Annotated in this window: 13 protein-coding genes; 2 read left to right on the forward strand and 11 right to left on the reverse strand. The window is 72.8% G+C overall.

Annotated elements, in window-relative coordinates:
• Positions 1-139 precede the first annotated feature (139 nt).
• Positions 140-334, forward strand: coding sequence for a ferredoxin (locus PH203_RS42870; RefSeq protein ID WP_289927568.1), 195 nt, complete (start codon positions 140-142; stop codon positions 332-334).
• 4 nt (positions 335-338) lie between these two features.
• Here the strand turns inward: PH203_RS42870 and PH203_RS42875 are convergent, their stop codons facing one another.
• On the reverse strand, positions 339-893 hold the full coding sequence (locus PH203_RS42875) for a methyltransferase domain-containing protein (protein WP_289927569.1): 555 nt from the start codon (positions 891-893) through the stop codon (positions 339-341).
• A 214-nt stretch (positions 894-1107) separates the two neighbouring features.
• Between PH203_RS42875 and PH203_RS42880 the strand changes: the two genes are divergently transcribed.
• Entirely contained in the window at positions 1108-2718 is a 1611-nt protein-coding gene (locus PH203_RS42880; RefSeq protein WP_289927570.1) for a bifunctional 3-(3-hydroxy-phenyl)propionate/3-hydroxycinnamic acid hydroxylase, read from the forward strand.
• A gap of 4 nt (positions 2719-2722) precedes the next feature.
• Here PH203_RS42880 and PH203_RS42885 read toward each other — a convergent pair whose 3' ends face one another.
• From PH203_RS42885 to PH203_RS42930, 10 genes are all read right to left on the reverse strand, one after another.
• A complete protein-coding gene (locus tag PH203_RS42885) occupies positions 2723-3694 on the reverse strand; it encodes an ROK family protein (protein ID WP_289927571.1) in 972 nt (323 codons plus the stop codon).
• 357 nt (positions 3695-4051) lie between these two features.
• Complete coding sequence (locus PH203_RS42890) at positions 4052-4768, reverse strand: HAD-IA family hydrolase (protein ID WP_289927572.1); 717 nt, start codon at positions 4766-4768, stop codon at positions 4052-4054.
• Between the two features lie 15 nt (positions 4769-4783).
• Positions 4784-5860, reverse strand: coding sequence for a Gfo/Idh/MocA family oxidoreductase (locus PH203_RS42895; RefSeq protein WP_289927573.1), 1077 nt, complete (start codon positions 5858-5860; stop codon positions 4784-4786).
• Positions 5857-7017 carry a DegT/DnrJ/EryC1/StrS family aminotransferase gene (locus PH203_RS42900; RefSeq protein ID WP_289927575.1) on the reverse strand — a complete coding sequence of 387 codons (1161 nt, stop codon included), beginning with the start codon at positions 7015-7017 and terminating at the stop codon, positions 5857-5859. The genes PH203_RS42895 and PH203_RS42900 overlap by 4 nt, the downstream gene beginning before the upstream one ends.
• Positions 7018-7147: 130 nt before the next feature.
• Positions 7148-7960, reverse strand: coding sequence for a shikimate dehydrogenase (locus PH203_RS42905; protein ID WP_289927576.1), 813 nt, complete (start codon positions 7958-7960; stop codon positions 7148-7150).
• Complete coding sequence (locus tag PH203_RS42910) at positions 7960-9243, reverse strand: 3-deoxy-7-phosphoheptulonate synthase (RefSeq protein WP_289927577.1); 1284 nt, start codon at positions 9241-9243, stop codon at positions 7960-7962. Before PH203_RS42910 ends, PH203_RS42905 begins: the two co-directional genes overlap by 1 nt.
• Positions 9240-10346: a 3-dehydroquinate synthase family protein gene (locus tag PH203_RS42915; protein WP_289927578.1), complete on the reverse strand. Its 1107-nt coding sequence runs from the start codon at positions 10344-10346 to the stop codon at positions 9240-9242. The genes PH203_RS42910 and PH203_RS42915 overlap by 4 nt, the downstream gene beginning before the upstream one ends.
• Before the next feature lie 7 nt (positions 10347-10353).
• On the reverse strand, positions 10354-11697 hold the full coding sequence (locus PH203_RS42920; protein ID WP_289927580.1) for an FAD-dependent oxidoreductase: 1344 nt from the start codon (positions 11695-11697) through the stop codon (positions 10354-10356).
• Positions 11698-11714: 17 nt separating this feature from the next.
• Positions 11715-12494: an arylamine N-acetyltransferase gene (locus PH203_RS42925; RefSeq protein ID WP_289927582.1), complete on the reverse strand. Its 780-nt coding sequence runs from the start codon at positions 12492-12494 to the stop codon at positions 11715-11717.
• A gap of 15 nt (positions 12495-12509) precedes the next feature.
• A complete protein-coding gene (locus PH203_RS42930) occupies positions 12510-23093 on the reverse strand; it encodes a type I polyketide synthase (protein WP_289927583.1) in 10584 nt (3527 codons plus the stop codon).
• Between the last annotated feature and the right edge of the window lie 35 nt (positions 23094-23128).

The following is a 23128-nucleotide window of genomic DNA, read 5'->3' on the forward strand; positions in this document are numbered from 1 at the left end:
ATTCCTGAACTGTATTTGACTGGAGGTGACTTGAGTTTCGCTGGGGCGGCGGTGTCGGCGGCGTCCGGGGAGTGCGCCGATTTCCTGCCCGTCGGGCATCATGGGCGGGCCTGCACTTCCCCCGTAGGAGGCGATCGCCGTGAAAGTAGTCGCGGACACCGACCGTTGTGTCGGCGCGGGTCAGTGTGTGCTGATCGCGCCGGAGGTGTTCGACCAGGGTGAGGACGACGGCATTGTCGTCGTGCTGGACGCCGAGGCCGAGATCGTACAGCTGCCGGAGGTCCGGGAGGCCGTCGATCTGTGTCCGGCCCGGGCGCTCTCGCTCGACGGCTGACCGCTCAGACGGGCCGCCGGGCGACGATCCTGGCGTGATGGGGGTCGGTCTCCCCCGCCTCGACCAGCGCCCACATCGATTCGTCGAGGAACTCGTCGAACAGGTCGCCGAGGGCTTCGGCCTCGGCGGCGAACCAGGTCCACCTGAACCACGTGCGCATCCCGGCGAGTTCGCGGACTCTCGGGCGCACGCGCTCCTTCCCGCCGAACGGGGGCGGGAGCCGGGGCTCGTAGTGGGTGAGTTCCAGCCCGGCCTGCGTGAGGACGTCGGCCACGGTGTCGGCGGGGTGGCCGTGCAGCGCCGGCGGTGCCGCGGCGAACAGGTCCTTCCACCTGGGAGTGGCGGCGAGTGCACGCAGGATCCCGAGGGGTCCGGTGCCCGCGCCGCGCGGCTGGGCGCCCGCCCACTCCAGCTCCAGACGGCCGCCCGGGCGCAGTGCGCGGGCCATGCGGCGCAGCGGCTCCTCGGCCTCGGACACCTGGTGCAGCACCCAGGAGCAGTGGACGACGTCGGACCGCCCCGGTGGCAGGTCCATTGTCTTCCGGATGGTTTCCGTCATGGGTGAATTCCTTCTTGCGTGGGGGGAACCAGCGAGACTCGACCGCGATTCGAGAGCCGGCCCGTATTGATCCCGTAAATTGCGTGGCACTACCACACACTAGAAGAGCGAATTCCGGTCCGGCATCCCCCGACCTGATAGGGGACACCGCACCAAATTTTTCCGCGTTTTTCCGAAACCTTTTCTTTCCGACACTTCGCGAATGGGGTTCACGATGTCCACCACGCACCCGTACGACACGGACGTGGCCATCGTCGGCAACGGGCCGATCGGAGCCGCCCTTTCGGTGCTGCTCGCCCAGCGCGGCCGGCGGGTGACCGTCCTGGAGCGACGCCCCCGGCCGTATGTGCTGCCGCGGGCGACCAGCTTCGACGGGGAGACCGCCCGGCTGCTCGCGGCCACCGGGATCGGGGACCGCCTCGGCGGGATCACCGAGCCCGCCACCGGCTACCAGTGGCGCACCGCGGCGGGCCGGACGCTGCTGGACATCGCCTTCTCCCCCGAGGGCCGTTACGGCTGGCCCGACGCCAACACCATGCACCAGCCCACCCTCGAGGAACTGCTCGCGGCCAGGGCGGCGGCACTGCCCGGCATCTCCCTGCTGCGCGGGCACCGGGTCGTCGACCTCACCGAGCGGGACGAGCAGGTCACACTGACCGTCGAGGACGGTGACGGGACGTCACAGACCGTACGGGCGCGCTGGGTCGTGGGCTGCGACGGCGCCAACAGCTTCGTGCGCGAGCACCTCGGCGTCGCGATGACCGACCTCGGGTTCTCGTACGAGTGGCTGCTGTGCGACGTCGAACTGCACGAGCCGCGCGAGTTCACCCCGACCAACGTCCAGATCTGCGATCCGGCCCGGCCCACGACGCTGGTGGGCAGCGGCCCCGGGCATCGCCGCTGGGAGTTCATGCGGCTGCCCGGCGAGAGCAGCGCGGAGCTGAACAAGGAGGAGACGGCCTGGCGGCTGCTCAAGCCGTTCGGTGTCACCCCCGACACCGCCACGCTGCTGCGCAGCACCACCTACATCTTCCGGGCCGCCTGGGCCGACGAGTGGCGGGCGGGCCGGGTGCTGCTCGCCGGTGACGCGGCGCATCTGATGCCGCCCTTCGCCGGACAGGGCATGTGCTCCGGCATCCGGGACGTGGCCAACCTGGCGTGGAAACTGGATCTGACGCTGCGCGGTCTGGCCGACGCCGCCGTCCTCGACACCTATGCGGAGGAACGCCGGCAGCATGTGAAGGACTCGATCCTGTCCTCGGTGCAGCTGGGCCGGGTGATCTGTGTGACGGACCCGGAGGCCGCCGAGGAGCGGGACGCGACGGTTCTCGCCGGGCGGCGCGGACGTACGGAGCCAGGGGCGCCCGAGCCGGCGAAGCCGTTGTCCGCCGGGCTGCTGCACGGGCCGTCCGGGGCTCTGGCCGGTGCGGTGGTGCCGCAGGGGCGGGTGTCCGGGCCTGGCGGCACGGGTCTGTTCGACGAGGTGGTGGGGCGTGGCTTCGTCCTGCTCACCACCGACGACGATCCGCGGGCCGCGCTCGGTGCGGAGCGGTGGTCCTTCCTCACCGCGCTCGACACGCATGTCGTACGGCTGTCGGCCCCCGGGGAGACCTCGGCGGGGGCCGCCGATGTGGTCGATGCGGTCGATGCGGTCGACGTGGACGGGTTCTACCGCGCGTACTTGGCCGAGTCGGGCGCGAGTGCGGTGCTGATCCGGCCGGACTATCACGTCTTCGGCACGGCCGACGGCCCGGAGGAGACCGCCGGGTTGGTGGACGACCTGCGCAGCCGGCTGGGTACGGCCGTAACGGTCTTGGTGAACTGAGAGGTCACGGCCGCAGCTGACGGGCGAGGGCCACCGCGCCTCGCAGCGAGGACAGGGCCCCCAACGCGGCGGGCCCCACCTCGAGTTGCGGCATCCCGGGGCGGGCGAGTTCCGCGAGCTGGTCCGCCACCAGGGTGGGCAGACCCGGGACACCGCTCGCAAAGCCGCCGCCGATCAGCAGGAGTCGGGGGTGGAGCAGTTCCTGGACGCCGACGGCCGCGGCGGCCACGGCCCGGCCGGTGCGCCACAGCGCCGCGATCGCCCACGGCTCGCCGTCGCACCAGCCCTGCCGCAGCACGTCGTACCCGACCTCGCTCCCCCGCAGCCGGGTCGCGTGGCGCAGGGTGGCCGGTCCCGAGGCGATCGCCTGCAGGCAGCCGCGGCGGCCGCAGACGCAGGGCGGGCCGTCCAGTTCGACGATCATGTGCCCGATCTCGAAGGAGCCGCGGGCGGGGCCCGGACAGAGCTCGCCCCCCATGACGAGGCCGCCGCCGACGCCGGTGCCGATGCCGACGTAGAGGAGGTCCTCGCAGCCCGCGGCCCGCGCCTCGGCGAGGGCACCGAGGTCGCCGTCGTCCGCCCAGGCGACGGGGGTGCCGGGGAACAGGGTGCGCAGTGCGCCGCCGAGGTCCGTGCCGGTCCATTCCGGGCGGCTCGGCCAGGCGGTGACATGCCCGTCCGGTCCGACGGTGGCCGGCACCGCCACACCCACCGCACGCAGGGGCGCGTCCAGCTTCTCACGCAACTCATCGACATGGTCGGCCAGTTGGGCGAGATCACGGTCGGCGCTGTGGCGCGGGCGCCAGGCGAAGACCGTCTCGTCCACGCACTCCCCGTCGGCCTCGACCCGCAGGGCGACCTTGGTGCCGCCGATGTCGACGCCGAGGTGGTGGACGGGCGTGGGCTCTGCGGCGGGCGTTGTGTGCTGGGCTCGCCTTGTGTCGTGGGCTCGCCTTGTGTCCGGGGGACGCGCCATGTCCCCGGCGCGCGCAGCGTCACCAGCACGCGCCGCATCCCGGGCTGGCGCGGCGTCCCCGGCATGAGTTGTGCCCCGGGAACGCGCCACGTCCCCGGCTCGCGTAGCGTCCTCGACGCGTGCTGCGTCCCGGGCTCGTGCTGTCCCGCCGGTCGGCGCCGTGCCTCCGTTCCGGGCCCAGCCGGCGTCCGGCACTACGTCCCCACCCGGCGCCGGACCACCGCCCGGCTCCGAGTCTCCGCCTCGCTCCGAGCCTCTGCCCGGCCTTCTGCCTCTGCCCGGCCTTCTGCCTCCGCCCGGCTCCGAGCCTCCAGTCGACGCGTTGTCTCCGCCCGGCCCCATCCCCCGCCCCGCTCCTCAGACACCTGGTACGGACGGGCACAGGGCCAGCAGGTCGGCGGGGCGGCGCAGGACGACGCCCGGCTCGGCGGCGAGGAGTTCGCCGGCGTCCGAGAGGGCCCACAGGGCGCCCGCCGAGGCCACGCCGGCGCCGTGGGCGCTGGCGATGTCGGTCGCCGCGTCGCCCACCATGACGGCCTCCTCGGGAGAGAAGCCCATGAGGTCCAGGGCGTGCTCGACGATGTCCGGGGCCGGTTTGGGGTGGGCCACCTCGTCCGAGCCGATGACGTGGTCGAAGAAGGGCAGCAGGCCCAGCTGGTCGAGCAGGGAGCGGGCGCGCGGTCCGCTCTTGCCCGTGGCGACGGCGAGCCTGAGGCCGCGTACGCGCAGGGTGGTGAGCAGTTCCACGATGCCGTCGAAGACCGGGACCTGGGGGGCGAGCCGGTAGCTCTCGCGGACGAAGGGCTCCTCCATCTCCAGGGGCAGGCCCATGATCCGCATGATGTCCGGGAAGTAGCGGCCCAGGTGGCGGGTGTACTCCTCGAAGGGAGCCGGGCCGTCGCCGACGACCTCCTTGTAGGCGATGGCGAACGCCTCGTACATCACCGCGAAGCTGTCGACGAGGACCCCGTCCAGGTCGAAGACCACGGCGCGGACGACCGGCTGAAGGGTCTGCGTCGCAGTCGCCGTCACCGTCGCCGTGGCGGTCGTCTGGGGTGAGATCTCTGATCGCATGGGCTTGTTCACCTCCTACTGATGGGCGGGTACGGCACTGCGCACGGTCCCGCCACGGGCCGAGGCGTAGAACTCCTCGATGAGGCGGACCGTCGTACGGGCCTCGTCGACGGCTCTGCCGCGGCGGGCGGGGTCGGACAGGAGGGCGGCGAGAGAGTCGAGTTGGCGCCCGTACTCGTGGCCGATGGGTTCGTCCGGGACCGGCAGGGGGGTGGTGGTGCCCTCGCGGGTCAGGGTCAGCCGGGCGTGGGGGGCGCGGTTGGGGCTGAAGCCGAAGGTGCAGCTCAGTTCGGCGGTCGCGGCGCTGCCCGCCAGTCGGATGCGGGTCACGTCGAGTGCCTCGTGGGAGGCCCAGCCTGCGCGCAGGGAGACCGAGACGCCGTCGTCGCGGACGAAGAAGCCGCGGGCGGTGTCCTCGACGTCACCGGCGGCGGCGGTGGCGGCGGGTTCGTCCTGTCGCCAGGCCGCGCCGAAGGTCCCCGCGCCGACGAAGTCGTTCGAGGTGACACCCACGACCTGGGTGAAGCCGGCCGGGCCGAGCAGGGACGCGAGCGTGTCGAACAGGTGCCAGCCGAGGTCGAACAGGACGCCGCCGCCGGCCTTGCTGCGCTGGGTGAACCAGCCGCCGGCCTGCGGGATGCCGCGCGCCCTCACCCACGCCAGGTCGGCATGGCGGATCCGGCCCAGCTCCGGCACCAGGCGGGCCAGGGCGGTCACGTCACCGCGGTGCGCGGCGGCACTCCCGGCGAGCAGCACGGCGCCGCCGGTGCGTTCGGCGGCGGCCAGGATGTCGGCCTCCTCGGAGGTCAGGCACACCGGCTTCTCCAGGAAGACGGAGATGCCCCGGCGCAGCAGCGCGGCCGCGACCTCGGCGTGCAGATGATTGGGGACGGCGACGACGGCCAGGTCGACGTCATGGGCCGTGAGCGCGTCCGCCGTCGGATGGACCGGCACACCCGGTGCCACGTCGGGTGCCCCCTGCTCGGGGTCGACTACGGCCACGACGTCGAAGTCGGCGTGCGCGGCCAGCCGGGGCAGCCAGAGCTCCCGCCCCGCCCAGCCGAGCCCGACGACGGCTGTCCTGACGCTCATACGGCGGCCACGGCGTCCGCGATGATCTCCGCCGTGCGGTGCAGGGCCTGCTCCTCGGCGAGGAGGGTGCGGTGGTGCAGCCAGATGCAGTCCGCGCTGATGGCCTCGGTGTTGGGGCAGCGGGCGGCGACCTGGTCGACGGTCTCGTCGGGGGCGCCCGTCTCCCAGAAGGCGTCGGTGCGGTAGATGGCGCGGAAGGCGGCGAACGCCGGTATGCCGGCCGCCACGAGCCGGTCGACCAAGGCGTTGCGGTTCTCCTCGCCGATGCCGGGCACCCGGAACATCGCCATGTAGTGCGAGGGGAAGTCGGTGCGCCCGTCGGGGCGGTGCGGGACGATGCCGTCGATCTGCGCCAGCAGCGGGGAGAGGACCGCCCAGCGCTGCTGGCGCGTCCTGATCTGCCCTTCCAGGCGCCCGAGTTGGGCTCGCAGGACCGCGGCCGAGAACTCGTTCATCCGCAGGTTGGAACCGGCGACCTGGTGCAGATAGCGGCGGTCGGTGCGGGGGCGTCCGCAGCTGTGCCTCAGGAATGCCGCCTCGTAGCGCTCCGAGTCCGGGAACAGGACGGCGCCGCCCTCGCCCGCGGTCATCAGTTTGCCGTTCTGGAAGCTGAACGCGGCGACGGTGCCGTGCTCGCCGACGCGCTTGCCCTGCCAGCGGGCGGCGTGGGCGTGGGCGGCGTCCTGGAGCAGCGGGACTCCGGTGTCGGCGGAGAGCTTGCCGAGCGCGTCCATGTCGGCGAGGAAGCCGGCCATGTGCACGGGCATGATGACGCGGGTGCGCGGGGTCACGGCCGCCGCGGCCGCCGCCACGTCGATGTTGTACGTGTCCGGGTCCACGTCCACCGGGACGGCGACGGCACCGAGCCGCTGCGCCGCCTGGGAGGAGGAGATGAAGGTGAAGGCCGGGACGATGACCTCGGTGCCCGGGCCGACTCCCATGACCTGGAGGGCGAGTTCGAGGGCGTGGGTGCCGTTGGTGACGGCGAGGGCGTGCGGGGCTCCGTGGAAGGCGGCGAACTCCCGCTCGAAGGAGTCGACTTCGCTGCCGCCCATCCGCCACCACTGGCCCTGCTCGAGTGCACGGATGAGGCCCTCGCGCTCGTGTCCGTCGTACTGCGGCCACTCGGGGAATTCCGGCGCCTGTCGCACGTTCATGATTCTCCAAGAGATCGGACAAGAAATCGGAAATGACTCGATGCAGGGCACAGAACTACTGCACAACAGGTCCAAAGTAGGTTCCTGCCGGTCCTCCTGCATCCCTTGATCCGGTAGTGAGCGGCGGAATTCACCGCAACTCGAAGAAGGCTCTATAGGAATTCAGTTGTCCCTCGAGCATGTGAATTCCGTGATGGATGCGGTGTCCTCGGGCGGCGGCCTCGCGCAGGAGCCGGGTCTCGTGGGGCTTCATGACGATGTCGGCGACGATGCTGCCCGGTCGCAGCGCGGCCGGTTCGAACGGCAGCGGGTCGTCCGGGCGCAGCCCGAGCGGGGTGGCGTTGACCGCGATGTCGACGTCCCCCAGCTGTGGTCCGCCCAGGGTGTGCACCCGGTCGGGCCAGTGCGCCCGGAGCCGGGCGGCGAGCGCGGTGAGCCGCGCGGTGTCCGTGTCGTACAGGGAGAGCCGGTCGACGCCGGCGGACAGGAGGGCTGCGGCGATGGCGCTGCCCGCTCCGCCCGTGCCGACGAGTGCGGCGCGGGTGCCCTCGATGTCGTGTCCGGCCTCGTCGAGTCCGACCAGGAAGCCCAGTCCGTCGAAGTTCTCCGCGAGCCAGCGGCCGTCGGCCTCGCGGCGCAGCACATTGGCGGTGCCGACGATGTCGACGGTCCTGGAGCGGCGGTCGGCGAGCCGGCGGACGGCCGCCTTGTGGGGCACGGTGACGAACAGGCCGTCGAGGTTGGCGACCTGCTTCAGGCCGTTCACGATCGCGTCGAGGTGCTGCGGCCGGGCGTGCACCGGGACGACGATCGCGTCGATGCCGAGTCCGGCGAGGACCGGGTTCATCAGCGTGGGCGCCTGGACCTGCGCGACGGGGTCGCCGAGGACAGCGTACAGCCGGGTGGTGCCCTGGACGGTGGGGGCCGGTGCGGGGTCGGTCATCACGGCCCCGCTTTCCGGCCGGTGGTTCCCTGTGCCGCCGACTCGGCGACGGCACCGGCGAGTTCCTGGGCCTGGTCCGCGTTGAGGCGGGGGTCGCAGGCCGTGCGATAGCGGGCGGGCAGGTCGGCTTCGGTGATCCCGACCGCTCCGCCGACGCATTCGGTGACGTGTTCGCCGGTGAGTTCGACGTGGATGCCGCCGGGGTGGGTGCCGAGCCGTCGGTGGACCTCGAAGAAGCCGGTGATCTCGTCGAGTACCGCGTCGAGGCGCCGGGTCTTGAAACCGTTCGCCGAGGTGTAGGTGTTGCCGTGCATCGGGTCGCACTGCCAGATCACCTGGTGGCCCGAGGCGGCGACCTCCGCCACGATCGGCGGCAGCACGTCCCGGACCCGGGTGTGCCCCATGCGGCTGATCAGGGTGAGGCGGCCGGGTTCGGCGTACGGGTCGAGCCGGCGTACGTATGCGACGGCCTGCTCGGGGGTGGTGCCGGGGCCGATCTTGAGGCCGATGGGGTTGGCGAGGAGGCGTGCGAACGCGATGTGGGCGCCGTCGAGCCCGCGGGTGCGCTCGCCGATCCACAGGAAGTGGCCGAGTCCGCTGGCGAGCCGGGGCTCGGGGCCGCTGTCGTCCACCCACAGCGAGGACTGCTCGTAGTCGAGCAGCAGCGCCTCATGGCTGACGTGGACGTCGCCGGCGGGCAGGCCGTCGTCGGCGAGCCGGCGGATCAGGGCCATCGCGCCCACGGCGTCGGCGTGGGCGCGCAGCATGCGGTAGGGGTCGGGGGTGCGGGCTTCCCGGGTGGGCTCGGCGGAGTTGACCATGTCGCCGCGGTAGGCGGGAAGTCCGTCGCCGTCCACGGCCCGGGAGCGGGGTTTGGCGTACTGGCCCGCCATCCGGGCGACCTTGACGACGGGCAGCCCGGTGCGGCGGGTGTGGACGTCGGCCATCCGGGTCAGGGTCAGCAGGTTGGCGAGCTGGTGGGCCTCGGTGTTCTCGGTGAAGGACTCGGCGCAGTCGCCGCCCTGGAGGAGGAACGCCTCGCCGCGGGCGACCGCGGCCAGCCCGGCCCGCAGCCGGGCCGTCTCGGCCGGCCGCACGAGCGGTTCGGCGCTGCGCAGCAACGCCCTTACGTCCTGGGCCTGTTCCTCGTCGGGCCACTCGGGCTGCTGTGCGGCGGGCCGGGCCAGGGCCGCCGCCAACCGCCCGGCCAGGAGCCGGCTCGTGGGACGGTCGGCGTCGGCGGGCAGGTCGGTACCGGCCGGCCACTGGAGCAACTGCCTCATGACAGGGCCGTCATGGTCGTGGGGGTCATGGCTGTGGCCGTAACGGTGGGTGGGGGGATCGTCGGCCCGGTGGTGCCGACGAGTTCGGTCAGTGCGGCGCGGGGCATGGCGTCGAGGGCCTGGGCGACCTTCTCGTGCGGGACGTCGCCGACCAGTTCCGCGCCGTCCGGGCCGTCGAGGACGAACGCGAGGCCGTTCATGGCCTTCTTGTCGTGGCGCATCAGGCCGATCAGGGTCGCGGGGTCGGTCTCGGCGGGCAGGGCGGTGGGGAGGCCGTAGTGCTCGACGACCTCCTGGTGCTCCGTCACCCGTGCGCGGTCGATGCGGCCGAGCGCCCCGGCGAGGCGGCCGGCGAAGACCGTGCCGACGGCGACCGCCTCACCGTGGCGCAGGGCGTAGCCGGTCGCCTTCTCCAGCGCGTGGCCCAGGGTGTGGCCGTAGTTGAGGATGTGCCGGAGGCCGGAGTCGCGTTCGTCGGCCTCCACCACGCGGGCCTTGAGGGTGACGCTCGCGGTGATCTGGTCGGGCAGGGGGAGTCCGCGCAGGTCGGGTGCGCCGATGAAGTGGCAGCGGGCGATCTCGCCGTAGCCGTTGCGCATCTCCCGGGGCGGCAGGGTGGAGAGGTAGTCGGTGTCGCACAGGACCGCGCTCGGCTGCCAGTACGCGCCGACGAGGTTCTTGCCGGCCGACAGGTTCACCGCCGTCTTCCCGCCGACGCTGGCGTCCACCTGCGCCAGCAAGGACGTGGGCAGATGCACGACGGGTACGCCGCGGTGGTAGAGGGCGGCCGCGAGTCCGACCACGTCGGTGGTGGTTCCGCCGCCGCAGGAGACGACGACGTCGGTCCGGGTGAGGCCGAAGCGGACGAACTCGGCGCAGAGCGCCTCCACGGTGGCGAGGGTCTTGTCGCGCTCCCCGTCCCGGGCCGGGAGCAGCAGGGTCTCCACGCCGGTGTCGGGCACCCATTCCGCCGGGCGGGCCGACACGACGACGGCCCGTCTGGCGCCCAGCCGTCGGACGACCTCGGCGAGGGAGGTACGCACGCCGGGGCCGACGAGGACGTCGTACGCGTGGTCTGCGGTGCGCAGCGGAATGGATGCCATGACGTCCCTACCGGCCCGCCGTCACCTTGCGGACCCGCGACTCGGAGCGCTCCTTGCGGTCGAGTTCGTCCAGGTGGGGGTAGGAGGGGCAGCCGTAGACCCGCTGGAAGGGCGCGAAGGTGTCCCATTCCTTGCGGCGGCGCATCTCCTGGGCGACCGAGTTGTGCTCGCTCCAGAAGTCGCCGCCGATCAGACGGATCAGGTAGCGCTCCAGGGTGTCGCGGTCGGTGGAGCGGGCGGCGTCGGCGGCCATGGCGACCAGTTCGCCGTCGTAGTAGGCGTGGATGAGGCGGATGTAGGTGTCGTAGCCGGTCTTGAAGTAGTTGGCGTACCGCTCGATGAGGCGGTCCTCCGCCGACGGGTCGGCCAGGGCCTCGCCGAGGGTCTCGGCCGCGCGGACGGCGGTGGCGGTGGCCACGAGGACGCCGCCGGAGAACATCGGGTCGCCGAAGCAGCCCGCGTCGCCGACCATGAGCCAGCCCGGACCGGTGACGGTGTCCGTGTGGTAGCAGTAGTCGGTCTCGATCTTGAGGTCCATGGCGGGCGTGGTCCCGGTCAGGCGCGCGGTGATCCGCGGGATCCTGGCGACGTGCTCCTCGAACACCTTCTCCGGGGTCGAGGCACGCAGCACGTCGCGCGGCATGACCGTGCCGACGCTGATGGCGTCCTTGGACAGCGGGATCGCCCAGACCCAGCCGTCGTCGTGGGCGCCGACCTGGATGTCGCCCTCGACACCGAGGTTGTGGCGCTCGTCGAGGCCGGTGTAGTGGCGGAAGACGCCGACCATGCGGAGCTTCTCGAGGGTCTTGCGCAGCCCGAACTTGTTGGCGATCTTGCCGGTCCGGCCGCTGGCGTCGATGACGTACGTGGAGCGCACCTCGTGGCTTACGCCGTCGAGCTGGTAGCGGACGCCGACCATGCGGTCGCCCTCCATGAGCAGATCGCCCACGTTCGCGCCGAAGACGACCTCCGCGCCGGCGGCCGCGGCCTGCTCGGCGAGCATCCGGTCGAACCTGGCGCGCTCCACCTGGAAGGCGTTGTCGTGGCGGCCGGCGCCCTGCTTGGTGAAGTCCGCGCGGAAGACGCCCTCGAAGAACTTCTTCTCGGTCGGGTCGATGAACTCGCCGCCGAACTTGCGCACATACCCCTGGGCCTCGACCGCCTCGCGCAGGCCGATCCGCTCGAACAGACCCATCATGTACGGCAGCAGGGACTCACCGATGTGGAACCGGGGGTCGGGCTCCTTCTCCAGGAGCACCACGGAGCGTCCCTGCTTGGCGAGCAGGTAGGCGGCGACCGCGCCGGCGGGGCCTGCGCCGATCACGACCACATCGGCAGATTCGTTCGCCATTGTTTTCCCTTTCGGAGTCACTTGAATTCGCCGGAGAGCATGTGGGAGACCAGCTGCTCGTGCTCGGAGTCGTCCGTGATCGTGCGGATTTCCTCGCGGCCGTCACGGACCGTCAGATGCCGTCGTCCTTTCAGGACCACCTGGCCGTCGTCGAAGGTCCGGCCGCACAGGATGTTCTGGCCCCCCGGGGATCCGGCCTGCGCCGCGATCTCCCGGACGAGGAAGTCCTCGATGTCCTTCCAGTCGCTCAGCTCCCGGGGTCCGGTCGTGAAGGTGTAGACGACGCTCCACCGGGTGACCTTGCCGCGGCGCTGTAGAGCGATCCTGGATCCGCGCTCGACCAGGCGGTACTGACAGCCGTACTGGTTCTGCACCGCGTCGGAGACCAGCAGCGGCTCGACGAAGGAGGGGCCGGGGTAGCCGACGTCCACGAGCCACTCGTCGCCGTCCAGGGCGACGCGGTTGAACATGTGCTCCACGTCGATGCCGGAGGCCTCCCAGCCCTCGGCGGTGCTGGCGGCCAGCAGCGTGACGTCGTAGCCCAGTTCCGCCAGCAGCCGGTGGAACAGCCGGTTCAGCTGGAAGCAGGTTCCGCCGCAGCCCTGGATCACGCTCGTCTCGAACGTGGTGTCCTCGTCGAGGTCGACGAGGCTGAGTCCGTCGCTGAAGTCCTGGGTGGCGCCGTTGTACGGAATCGCCATCAGATGCCTTTTGTGCAGCTTCCGCAGCGTCCCGATGTCGACACCCTTTTCTCCGGCGCAGCCGATCCGCTCGAGATATCGGTCCACGTCGAACACGTTCATCACCTTCTTTCACACAGAGATCGCCACGGGGTGCGCCGCCTGCTCTCCGCACATCAGCTCGTGCAGATACGCGGCGAGCATTCCTGCCGTCGGATGGTCGAAGACGAGGTTGGGCGGGAGTTTCCGCTCGCTGAGGTCACGGAGCCGGTTGCGCAGTTCGATGGAGGTGAGGGAGTCGAAGCCGACCTCGAACAGCCCCTGGTCCGGGTCGATCCGGTAGCCGGCGTCGTGGCCGAGGACGGCGGCCACCTGGGCGCGCACCAGGTCGAGCAGCAGCGTCGCCTGCTCGGTGGCGCTGAGCCCGTCGAGCCGCTCCGAGAGCCGCTGTCCCTGGTCGCCGGTGCTCGCCGCGCGCGCCGCCTGCCGGCCCGTGCGGACCAGGCCGCGCAGCATGTGCGGCACTCCCCCGCCGCGGGCGGCCTGGGTGCGCAGCGACTGGAGGTCGAGCTTGGCCGGCACCAGCTGCGCCTGCGTCGACTCGACGGCGGCGTCGAAGAGTTCCATGCCCTCCGCCGGTGTGATCGCCTGGAGGCCGCCGCGCCGGTTCAGCCGCGCCTTGACGATGTCGTCGGTGCCCGCGGCCATGCCGTCGGTCTGGTCCCACAGGCCCCAGGCCAGCGAGAGACCCGGCAGACCCGCGGCACGACGGCCCGCCATCAGACCGTCGAGGTAGGCGTTGGCGGCCGCGTAGCTGCCGCTGCCCGCGCCCATGAACACGGCCGAGACGGACGAGTAGACGACGAACGCGTCCAGCTCCAGACCGCGGGTGAGCTCGTCGAGATGGCGTACGGCGTCCACCTTCGGCGCGAACACCCTCGCCAGCCGCTCCGGGGTCAGCGCCCCGATGACTCCGTCGTCGGTCACGCCCGCGGTGTGCACGACACCGCGCAGGGGCTGCTCGTCCGGAACCGAGGCCAGCAGCGCCTCGACCTGCTCGCGTCGGGACATGTCACAGGCCACGACCGAGACGGACGCGCCCTGCCCGGTGAGTTCGGCGACCAGATCGGACACTCCTGCGGCGTCCGGCCCGCGACGGCTCGCGAGCATCAGGTGGCGTACCCCGTGCCGAGTGACCAGATGCCGGGCGACGAGGCCGCCCAACGACCCGGCGCCGGAGACCAGGACGGTCCCCTCCGGCCCGAACACGGCGTCTGCACCGGGGACTTGGCCGGCGCGGGCGAGCCGGGGCACGGACAGGGCCGTGCCGCGGACCGCGACCTGCGGTTCGCCACCGGCCAGTACGGTGCCCAGAACGGCCGCCGGTCCGTCGTCGGAAGCCGGGTCGGTGTCGACCAGGACGATCCGGTCCGGGTTCTCGGCCTGCGCCGCACGAACCAGACCCCACACCGCCGAACCGGCCGGGTCGGTCACCGCACCGTCACCGGCGGGCACCGCACCCCGGGTCACCACGACAAGACGTGACTCCTCCAGGCCGGGACCGTCCAGCCAGCACTGGACCGCTTCCAGCACTCGCGTGGTCAGCTCCAGCACGGCGTCCTCACCCGCACCGCCGATCGCGGTCAGGACGGCGGCGGCCGGGGCGGCGGCGCCGGTCTCCACCTCGTCGGCCAGGGTGGCGACGTCCTCCGCGGTGGCCACGGGTACCCAGGCGGGCGCGGGGTGCGCTCCCTGGACCGGCTGCAGCCCGGTCCACTCGACCCGGAACAGCGAGTCGTTGCGCACCGTGCCCGCCGCCGTCTCCAACTGCTCGGCGGAGACCACGCGGGAGACCAGGGAGTCCAGCGACACCACCAGGGCGCCGGTCTCGTCGGCGGCCTGGAACGACAACGCGTCGCCGCCCTCGGGCAGTTGGAGGCGCACCCGCAGCGCCGAGGCGCCGGCGGCATGCAGCACCAGCCCGTTCCAGGCGAACGGCAGCCGCAGCTCCGGCCCGTCCTGGCCCTCGCTTCCGGCGGGCGGCGGCCCCGCTATCTGCAGCAGCGGCGAGTGCAGGGCGGCGTCGAGGAGCGCGGGGTGGATACCGAACCGCTCGGCGCCCTCGCGGTGTTCCTCGGGCAGGGCGACCTCGGCGAAGATCTCCGAGCCGCGCCGCCACACCGTGCGTACCCCTTGGAAGGCCGGGCCGTAGCCGTATCCCACCTCGGTGAGCAGGTCGTAGCCGCCGTCGATGGCGAGCGGCTCGGCGCCGGGCGGCGGCCAGGCGGCGAAGTCGAAGGGGGCGACGGTCTGCGCGGTGGCGGCCAGCATTCCGGTGGCGTGCCGTGTCCACGCGTCCGCGCCGACGGCGTTCTCGCGCCGCGAGTACACCTCGACGGTCCGCGAACCGTTCTCGCGCGGTCCGCCGACGGCGACCTGGACCCGTACCCCGCCCTGCTCCGGCACCACCAGCGGCGCCTCGATCACCAGCTCTTCCAGGGCGTTGCAGCCGGCCTCGTCACCGGCTCGGACGGCCAGCTCCACCAGACCGGTCCCGGCGACGATCACCACACCGCCGACCCGGTGATCGGCCAGCCAGGGGTGCGACTTCAGCGACAGGCGCGAGGTGAACACCAGCCCGTCGGACTGCGGCAGCTCCACCACGGCACCGAGCAGGGGGTGATCGGTACCGGCGAGGCCGAGGGAGGCCGCGTCGGTGGTGGTCCCGGTCCCCTGGAGCCAGTAGTGCGTGTGGTCGAAGGCGTAGGTCGGCAGGTCGACGCCCGCCGGCTTCGGACCGTCGGCCGGGAGCACACCGCTCCAGTCCACGGGCACGCCTCGGACGAACAACTCGGCCATGGAGGCCAGCAACCGCCGGGAGCCGCCCTCTTCGCGGCGCAGCGACCCGGTCACCACCGCGTCGGTGTCGTCGACGATCTCGGTGATCGGCTGGACCAGCACCGGATGGGCGCTGACCTCGACGAAGGTCCGGTGGCCCTGGCGGAGCAGTTCCGCGACGGCGGGGCCGAATCCGACCTGGCCGCGCAGGTTGCGGTACCAGTAACCGTCGTCCAGGACACCGGCCCGGTCCACCCATTCGCCGGTGACGGTCGAGTAGAAGGGCACCAGCGGGGCCTGCGCGTCGATACCCGCGAGCCGCTCGGTGAGCGTCTCCTCGATGTCCTCGACGTGGCGGGTGTGGGAGGCGTAGTCCACGGCCACACGGCGGACCCGGACGCCATCGGCGGAAAGCACTTCGAGTGCCCCGTCCAACGCCTGGGCGTCACCGGCGATGACCACGGAGGTCGGACCGTTGACCGCCGCGACCTCGACCCGGTCCGCCCAACGCTCCAGTCGGGCAACCGCCTCAGAGACGCTCAGCGCGACCGAAGCCATGCCCCCGCGCCCGGCCAGCTGCTCGGCGATCGTCTGACTGCGCAACGCCACCACACGCGCCGCGTCTTCGAGCGACAGCGCACCGGATACGCACGCGGCAGCGATCTCACCCTGCGAATGACCGAGCACCGCGTCCGGCAGCACGCCGACCGAGGACCACACGGCGGCGAGACCCACGTTCACGGCGAAGCTGGCGGGCTGCACGACATCCACCCGCTCCAGCAACTCCGGGTCCGCCTCGCCCCGCAGCACATCCACCAACGACCAGTCGATGAACGGCTCCAACGCCGCCGCACACTCCGCGATCCGCTCCGCGAACACCGGCGACGAGTCCAGCAACTCCCGGCCCATGCCCACCCACTGCGAACCCTGGCCCGGGAACACCCACACGACCTTCCCCGGCGATCCCGAGCCGCTCACCCTGCCGGTGACCAGACCGGCCGGGCTCTCACCGGCAGCCAGTGCCCGCAGCCCGGCGACCGCCTCCTCGCCCGAGTCGGCCACGATCACCGCACGTTCGTTGAGCTGGGCCCGGTGCGAGACGAGTGCCCCGGCGACCCCGGCCGGCTCCTGACCGTCCTCCTCGATGAAGGCGGCGAGCCGTTCTGCCTGCCCGGCCAGTGCACCGGCGCTGCGGGCCGACACCACGAGCGGCACCGCGCCGCCGGGCACCGCCGCCTCCGGAACAGGTTCCTCTGCGGAAGCGGGCGCCTCCTCCAGGATCAGGTGGGCGTTGGTCCCGCTGATGCCGAACGAGGAGACCCCGGCCCGGCGCGGATGCCCGTTGCGCGGCCACTCCCGGGCCTCGGTCAGCAGTTCCACGGCGCCGTCGGACCAGTCGACCTTCGTCGAGGGCGCGTCCACGTGCAGCGTGGGCGGCATGACGCCGTGACGCAGCGCCTGGACCATCTTGATGACGCTGGCGACGCCCGCGGCGGCCTGGGTGTGTCCGATGTTCGACTTCAACGAGCCCAGCCAGAGCGGCTGTTCACGGTCGCGGCCGTACGTGGCGAGCAGTGCCTGGGCCTCGATCGGGTCGCCCAGGGCCGTGCCCGTGCCGTGGCCTTCCACGACGTCCACGTCCGCGGGTGTGAGCCCGGCGCCGGCCAGGGCCTTGCGGATCACCCGCTGCTGCGAGGGACCGTTGGGCGCCGTCAGACCGTTCGACGCGCCGTCCTGGTTGACGGCGCTGCCCCGCAGCACGGCGAGCACCTTGTGCCCGCGCTCCCGCGCCACCGACAGCCGCTCCAGCACGACCAGACCCACACCCTCGGCCCATCCCGTGCCGTCCGCGCCGTCGGCGTACGCCTTGCAGCGGCCGTCCCCGGCGAGGCCGCGCTGCCGGGAGAACTCCACGAAACTGACGGGTGTGGCCATGACCGTCACGCCGCCGGCGAGCGCCATGGAGCATTCGCCCTGGCGCAGGGCCTGGGCGGCCAGGTGCATCGACACCAGCGACGACGAGCACGCCGTGTCGACGGTGACGGCGGGGCCCTCGAAGCCGAAGACGTACGAGATGCGGCCCGACGCCACGCTCGACGCGGTGCCCGTGCTGGCGAAGCCCTCCAGTTCCGGTGCGGTCACACCGGCCCCGTAGCCCTGGCTGGAGACGCCGGAGAAGACACCGACGTCCGTGCCCTTCAGGGATGTGGGGTCGACGCCGGCGCTCTCCAGGGCCTCCCAGGAGGTCTCCAGGAGGAGCCGCTGCTGCGGGTCCATCGCCAGCGCCTCGCGCGGGGAGATGCCGAAGAAGGCGGCGTCGAACAGGCCCGCGTCGCGGACGAAGCCGCCCTCGGCGACGTACGAGGTGCCGCTGCTGTCGGGGTCGGCGTCGAAGAGGCCGTCCAGGTCCCAGCCGCGGTCGTCGGGGAAGGCGGACATGCCCTCGCGGCCCTCGTGGACCAGGCGCCAGAGGTCCTCGGGGCTCGCCACTCCGCCGGGGAGGCGGCACGCCATGCCCACGATCGCGATCGGTTCGTCCGGGTCCACGGCGGCGGCCGGAGCCGCGCCGGAGGCGCCTGCCGACGCCGTGTCCCCGAACTCCTCGCGCAGATAACCGGCGAGGGCCTGTGGGGTGGGATAGTCGAAGACGAGCGTGGCGGGGAGCTTCAGGCCGGTCGCCTCACGGAGGCGGTTGCGCAGCTCCACCGAGGTGAGCGAGTCGAACCCGGCCTCGTTGAAGGCCGTGTCCGGCCGGACGCTCTCGGGACCGCTGTGCCCGAGGACCACGGCGGCCTGGGCGCGCACCATGTCCAGGAGCAGGGCCTCGCGTTCGGCCTCGGTGAGTCCGGCGAGGCGGCGGGGCAGGTCGGCCTCGGTTCCGGCGGCCGCGCGGGCCTGCTGCCGTACGGCCGGTACGAGGCCGCGCAGCAGGTGCGGGACCGGGGCACCGGAGGCCGCGCCGGCGCGGGCTCCGCGCAGGTCCATCTTGATCGGGACGAGCAGCGACCGCTCGGACCCGAGGGCGGTGTCCAGCAGTTCCATGCCTTCGGTCGCGGTGATGGCGAGGACGCCGCCGCGGTTCGCCCGGGCCTGGTCGGCGTCGCCCAGGTGGGCGGTCATGCCGGCGTTCTGCTCCCACAGCCCCCAGGCCAGGGAGATCCCGGGCAGGCCCGCCGCGCGGCGGCCCGCCATCAGGCCGTCCAGGAAGGCGTTGGCGGCGGCGTAGTTGCCCTGGCCCGCCGAGCCGAACACGCCTGAGGCCGACGAGAACACGACGAAGGCGTCCAGGTCGAGGCCGCGGGTGAGATCGTCGAGGTGGCGTACGGCGTCGACCTTCGGGGCGAAGACCTTCGCCAGGCGTTCGGGGGTCAGCGCCCCGATCACGCCGTCGTCCAGGACACCTGCCGTGTGGATCACACCGCGCAGGGGGTGCTCGTCGGGTATCGAGGCCAGCAGGGACTGCGCCTGGTCGCGGTCGGAGACGTCGCAGGCCACGACCGACACGGTCGCGCCCTGGGCCGTGAGTTCGGCGGCCAGTTCCCGGGCGCCCTCGGCGTCCGGGCCGCGCCGGCTGACCAGGACGAGCCGGCGTACGCCGTGCCCGGTGACGAGGTGGCGGGCCACGAGGGCGCCGAGCGAGCCGGTGCCGCCGGTGACGAGGACCGTTCCGTCCGGGGCGAACACCTCGGGGGTGTCGGGGAGTTCGGCGGTGGAGCGGGCGAGGCGTGGGACGCACAGTGCGGTGCCGCGTACGGCGGTCTGGGGTTCGCCGGTGGCGAGGACCTCGGCCAGTACGGGTACCGCTCCGTCGGCGGTGGCCGGGTCGGCGTCGATGAGGAGGATCCGGTCGGGGTTCTCGGCCTGTGCGGCACGGACCAGGCCCCAGACGGCGGCTCCGGCCGGGTCGGTCACCGCGCCGTCGCCCGCGGGCACCGCGCCCCGGGTCGCCACGACGAGCCGGGAGTCGTCGAGTCCGTCGGCGGCGAGCCAGGCCTGGACGACGGCCAACACCTGGGAGGTGAGGGCGAGTACGTCGGCTCCGGTGGCGTCCAGGAGGGCCACCGCGGGGACTTCGGCGCCCGTGACCAGGGCCTCGACGTCGTCCGCGGTGGCGACCTGGGTCCAGGTCGGTGCGGGGGCGGGGTGCTGGGCCGGAGGGAGTTCGGTCCAGTCGATCTGGAAGAGGGAGTCGGTGGTGGCCGTCGCCGTGCGGAGCTGGTCGGCGGAGACCGGCCGGGACACCAGGGAGTCGAGGGTCACGACGAGGCCGCCGGTCTCGTCGGCCGCCTCCAGGGCCACCGCGCCGGGCCCGCCGGAGGTGAGGCGGATGCGCAGGGCGGGGGCGCCCGCGGCGTGCAGGGTCAGGCCGTTCCAGGCGAACGGCAGGACCGGCTGCCCGGGGTCGGAGTCCTCCCCCGCCGGGTCCGTGCCGGTGCCGAACATGCCGGCGTGCAGGGCGGCGTCGAGGAGCGCGGGGTGGATGCCGAACCGGTCGGCGTGCTCCCGCTGTTCGGCGGGCAGGGCAGCCTCGGCGAAGACCTCGTCGCCGCGCCGCCACACCGCACGCAGCCCCTGGAAGGCCGGGCCGTAGCCGTAGCCGCGTTCGGTGAGCTCCGGGTAGAAGTCGCCGACCTCGACCGGCTGCGCGCCGGGCGGCGGCCAGGCGGTGAAGTCGAAGCCGGCGCGCGGGGCCTGCGGCGCGGTGGCCAGGGTGCCGGCCGCGTGCCGGGTCCAGGTGTCGGCGTCGCCGGCGGCGTCCTCGCGCTGGGAGTAGATCTCCACGGGGCGCGAGCCGTTCGCGTGCGGTGCGCCCAGGGCGACCTGGAGGCGTACGCCGCCGTGCTCGGGCACGATCAGCGGCGCCTCGATCACCAGCTCCTCGAGTACTCCGCACCCGGCCTCGTCACCGGCGCGTACGGCCAGTTCCACCAGGCCGGTGCCGGGGACGAGCACCGCGCCGCCGACGGCGTGATCGGCCAGCCAGGGGTGCGACTTCAGGGCGATGCGCGAGGTGAACACCAGCTCGTCGGTGCGGGGCAGCCGCACGATGGAGCCGAGCAGCGGGTGGTCGGCGGCGGCCTGCCCCAGGGACGCCGCGTCCGTGGCCGCGTCGGCGGTGCGCAGCCAGTAGTGCTGGTGGTCGAAGGCGTACGTCGGGAGGTCCGCGCGGGTCTCGGAGGCCTCGGCGGGCAGCATCGCGGCCCATTCGACGGGCACGCCGCGTACGAAGAGTTCGGCGAGGGCGGCCAGCAGGGTCCGCTCCTCCGGGCGGCCGTCGCGCAGGGCGGGCACGCAGGTCACCTCGGTGCCCGCGGCGGTGGTCGTCTCCTGGACAAGTCCGGTCAGGGCCGCGCCCGGACCGAGCTCGACGAAGAGCGTGCCGCCGAACTCGACGGCGGCCGTGATGCCTTCGGCGAAGCGCACCGGTCGGCGCACATGTCCGGCCCAGTACTGCGGGTCGGCGAGTTCCTCGGCTTCGGCGAGGCGGCCGGTGACGTTGGAGATGACCGGGATCTGCGGGGCCTGCCACTCCACGTCGGCCAGGGCCGCGGCGAAGTCGGCCAGCATCGGCTCCATCCGCGCGGAGTGGAACGCGTGACTGACGACGAGGCGTTTGGTCTTGTGTCCCCGTTCGCGCAGCTGGTCGGCGGCCGCGAGGACCGCGTCCTCGGCTCCGGAGAGGACGACCGAGGAGGGGCCGTTGACCGCCGCGACCTCCACGTCCTCGCCGAGCAGTCCGGCGACCTCCTCCTCGGCGGCGGCGACCGCGACCATCGCCCCGCCCGGCGGCAGGGCCTGCATCAGACGGCCCCGGGCCGCGACGAGACGGGCCGCGTCGGGCAGCGACAGCACGCCCGCGGCGTGGGCCGCTGCGACCTCGCCGATGGAGTGTCCGACGACCGCGTCGGGCCGTACGCCCCAGGACTCCACGAGGCGGAACAGGGCGCTCTCGACGGCGAAGAGGCCCGCCTGGGTGAACACGGTCTGGTCCAGCAGTTCGGCGCTGCTCGCCACCCTCCCCAGGACCACGTCCCGTACCGGGTGGTCGACCCGTCCGGCGAGGCAGGCGTCCAGCTGCTCGCAGGCCTCGTCCAGGGCGGCGGCGAACACCGGGTGGCGGTCGTAGAGTTCGCGGCCCATGCCGACGCGCTGGGAGCCCTGGCCGGGGAAGACCCAGACGGTCTTGCCCGGTCCGCCCGAGCCGGCCGCCCGGCCGGTGATGACACCGGGGGCGTGCTCACCGCGGGCCAGCGCGCCGAGCTGGGTCAGCGGGTCCTGGTCCTGGTCCGCCAGGACCACGGCGCGCTCGGGCAGCAGGGCCCGTTGGGTCAGGAGTGCGTGGGCGACGGCCGTCGTGGGCAGCTGGTCGTTGCGCTCGACGAACGCCGCGAGCCGGCCGGCCTGGCCCGCCAGGGAGCCCTCGCTGCGGGCCGAGACCACCAGCGGCACCGCCCCGGTGGGGTGCGACGGTCGGGGTGTCCGCGGGGCGGGCGGCTCCTCGGCGGGCGCCTCTTCGAGGATCAGGTGGGCGTTGGTACCGCTGATGCCGAACGAGGAGACTCCGGCCCGGCGCGGCCGGTCGCCGCGCGCCCATTCCCTGGCCTCGGTGAGCAGTTCCACCGCGCCCGTGGACCAGTCGACCTCGGTGGTGGGGACCTCGGCGTGCAGCGTGGGGGGCAGCACGCCGTGTCGCAGGGCCTGCACCATCTTGATGACGCTGGAGACGCCCGCGGCCTGCTGGGTGTGCCCGATGTTGGACTTCAGCGAGCCGAGCCACAGTGGTGTGCGCGGGTCCCTGCCCTGTCCGTAGGTGGCCAGGATGGCCTGTGCCTCGATCGGGTCGCCCAGGGCCGTTCCGGTGCCGTGCGCCTCCACCACGTCCACGTCCGCGGAGACCAGTCCGGCACCGGCCAGCGCCTTGCGGATGACCCGCTGCTGAGAGGGACCGTTCGGGGCGGTCAGACCGTTGGAGGCGCCGTCCTGGTTGACGGCGCTGCCCCGGATGACCGCGAGGATCCGGTGTCCGCGCTCGCGTGCCTCGGAGAGCCGCTCCAGGACGACGACGCCCGCGCCCTCGGACAGGCCCATGCCGTCGGCGCCGTCCGAGAACGCCTTGCAGCGGCCGTCGGCGGCCATGCCCTGCTGCCGGGAGAACACCACGAAGGTGCCGGGTGTCGCCATCACCATCGCGCCGCCCGCCAGCGCCAGGGAGCACTCGCCCGCCCGCAGCGCCTGCGCGGCCAGGTGGATGGCGACGAGGGACGACGAGCAGGCCGTGTCCACGGACACCGCAGGGCCTTCGAAGCCGAGGACGTACGACACCCGGCCGGAGGCCACGCTCGACGCCACGCCGGTGCCGGTGAAGCTCTCCAGCTCGGGCGCGACCCCGCCGCCCCCGGAGCCGTAGCCCTGGCCGGCCACACCGGTGAACACGCCGACGTCGGTGCCCTTCAGCGCCACCGGGTCGAGACCCGCGCCCTCCAGGGCCTCCCAGGAGGTCTCCAGGAGGAGCCGCTGCTGCGGGTCCATCGCCAGCGCCTCACGCGGCGAGATCCCGAAGAACCCGGCGTCGAACAGGCCCGCACCCGTCAGGAAGCCGCCCTGGTCGACATAGGACGTGCCGGGGTTGTCGGGGTCCGGGTCGAACAGCCCCTCCAGCTCCCAGCCACGGTCCTCGGGGAACCCGGCGACGGCGTCCCCGCCCTCGCGCACCAGCTGCCACAGCTCGTCGGGTCCTGTGATGCCGCCCGGCAGCCGGCACGCCATGCCCACGATCGCTATCGGCTCACCCGCGTGTGCCGAGCCCTGCTTCTTCAGCTGGTGCAATTCCGTGGTGACGCGCTTGAGGTATTGGAGAAGCTTTTCGTCCGTGGCCATTCCTCAGTCCTCACAAGAATTTTGACGAAGCCGGA

It is taken from the genome of Streptomyces sp. S.PB5 (assembly GCF_030403745.1).
In the GTDB taxonomy this organism is placed as follows: Bacteria; Actinomycetota; Actinomycetes; order Streptomycetales; family Streptomycetaceae; genus Streptomyces.

Excerpts from the sequence above, each read along its gene's own strand:
- PH203_RS42875 (WP_289927569.1), bottom strand. The coding sequence starts at position 893 with ATGACGGAAACCATCCGGAAGACAATGGACCTGCCACCGGGGCGGTCC.
- PH203_RS42930 (WP_289927583.1), bottom strand. The coding sequence starts at position 23,093 with ATGGCCACGGACGAAAAGCTTCTCCAATACCTCAAGCGCGTCACCACG.
- PH203_RS42885 (WP_289927571.1), bottom strand. The coding sequence starts at position 3,694 with ATGGCGCGTCCCCCGGACACAAGGCGAGCCCACGACACAAGGCGAGCC.
- PH203_RS42910 (WP_289927577.1), bottom strand. The coding sequence starts at position 9,243 with ATGAGGCAGTTGCTCCAGTGGCCGGCCGGTACCGACCTGCCCGCCGAC.
- PH203_RS42880 (WP_289927570.1), top strand. The coding sequence starts at position 1,108 with ATGTCCACCACGCACCCGTACGACACGGACGTGGCCATCGTCGGCAAC.
- PH203_RS42900 (WP_289927575.1), bottom strand. The coding sequence starts at position 7,017 with ATGAACGTGCGACAGGCGCCGGAATTCCCCGAGTGGCCGCAGTACGAC.
- PH203_RS42895 (WP_289927573.1), bottom strand. The coding sequence starts at position 5,860 with ATGAGCGTCAGGACAGCCGTCGTCGGGCTCGGCTGGGCGGGGCGGGAG.
- PH203_RS42915 (WP_289927578.1), bottom strand. The coding sequence starts at position 10,346 with ATGGCATCCATTCCGCTGCGCACCGCAGACCACGCGTACGACGTCCTC.
- PH203_RS42905 (WP_289927576.1), bottom strand. The coding sequence starts at position 7,960 with ATGACCGACCCCGCACCGGCCCCCACCGTCCAGGGCACCACCCGGCTG.
- PH203_RS42920 (WP_289927580.1), bottom strand. The coding sequence starts at position 11,697 with ATGGCGAACGAATCTGCCGATGTGGTCGTGATCGGCGCAGGCCCCGCC.
- PH203_RS42890 (WP_289927572.1), bottom strand. The coding sequence starts at position 4,768 with ATGCGATCAGAGATCTCACCCCAGACGACCGCCACGGCGACGGTGACG.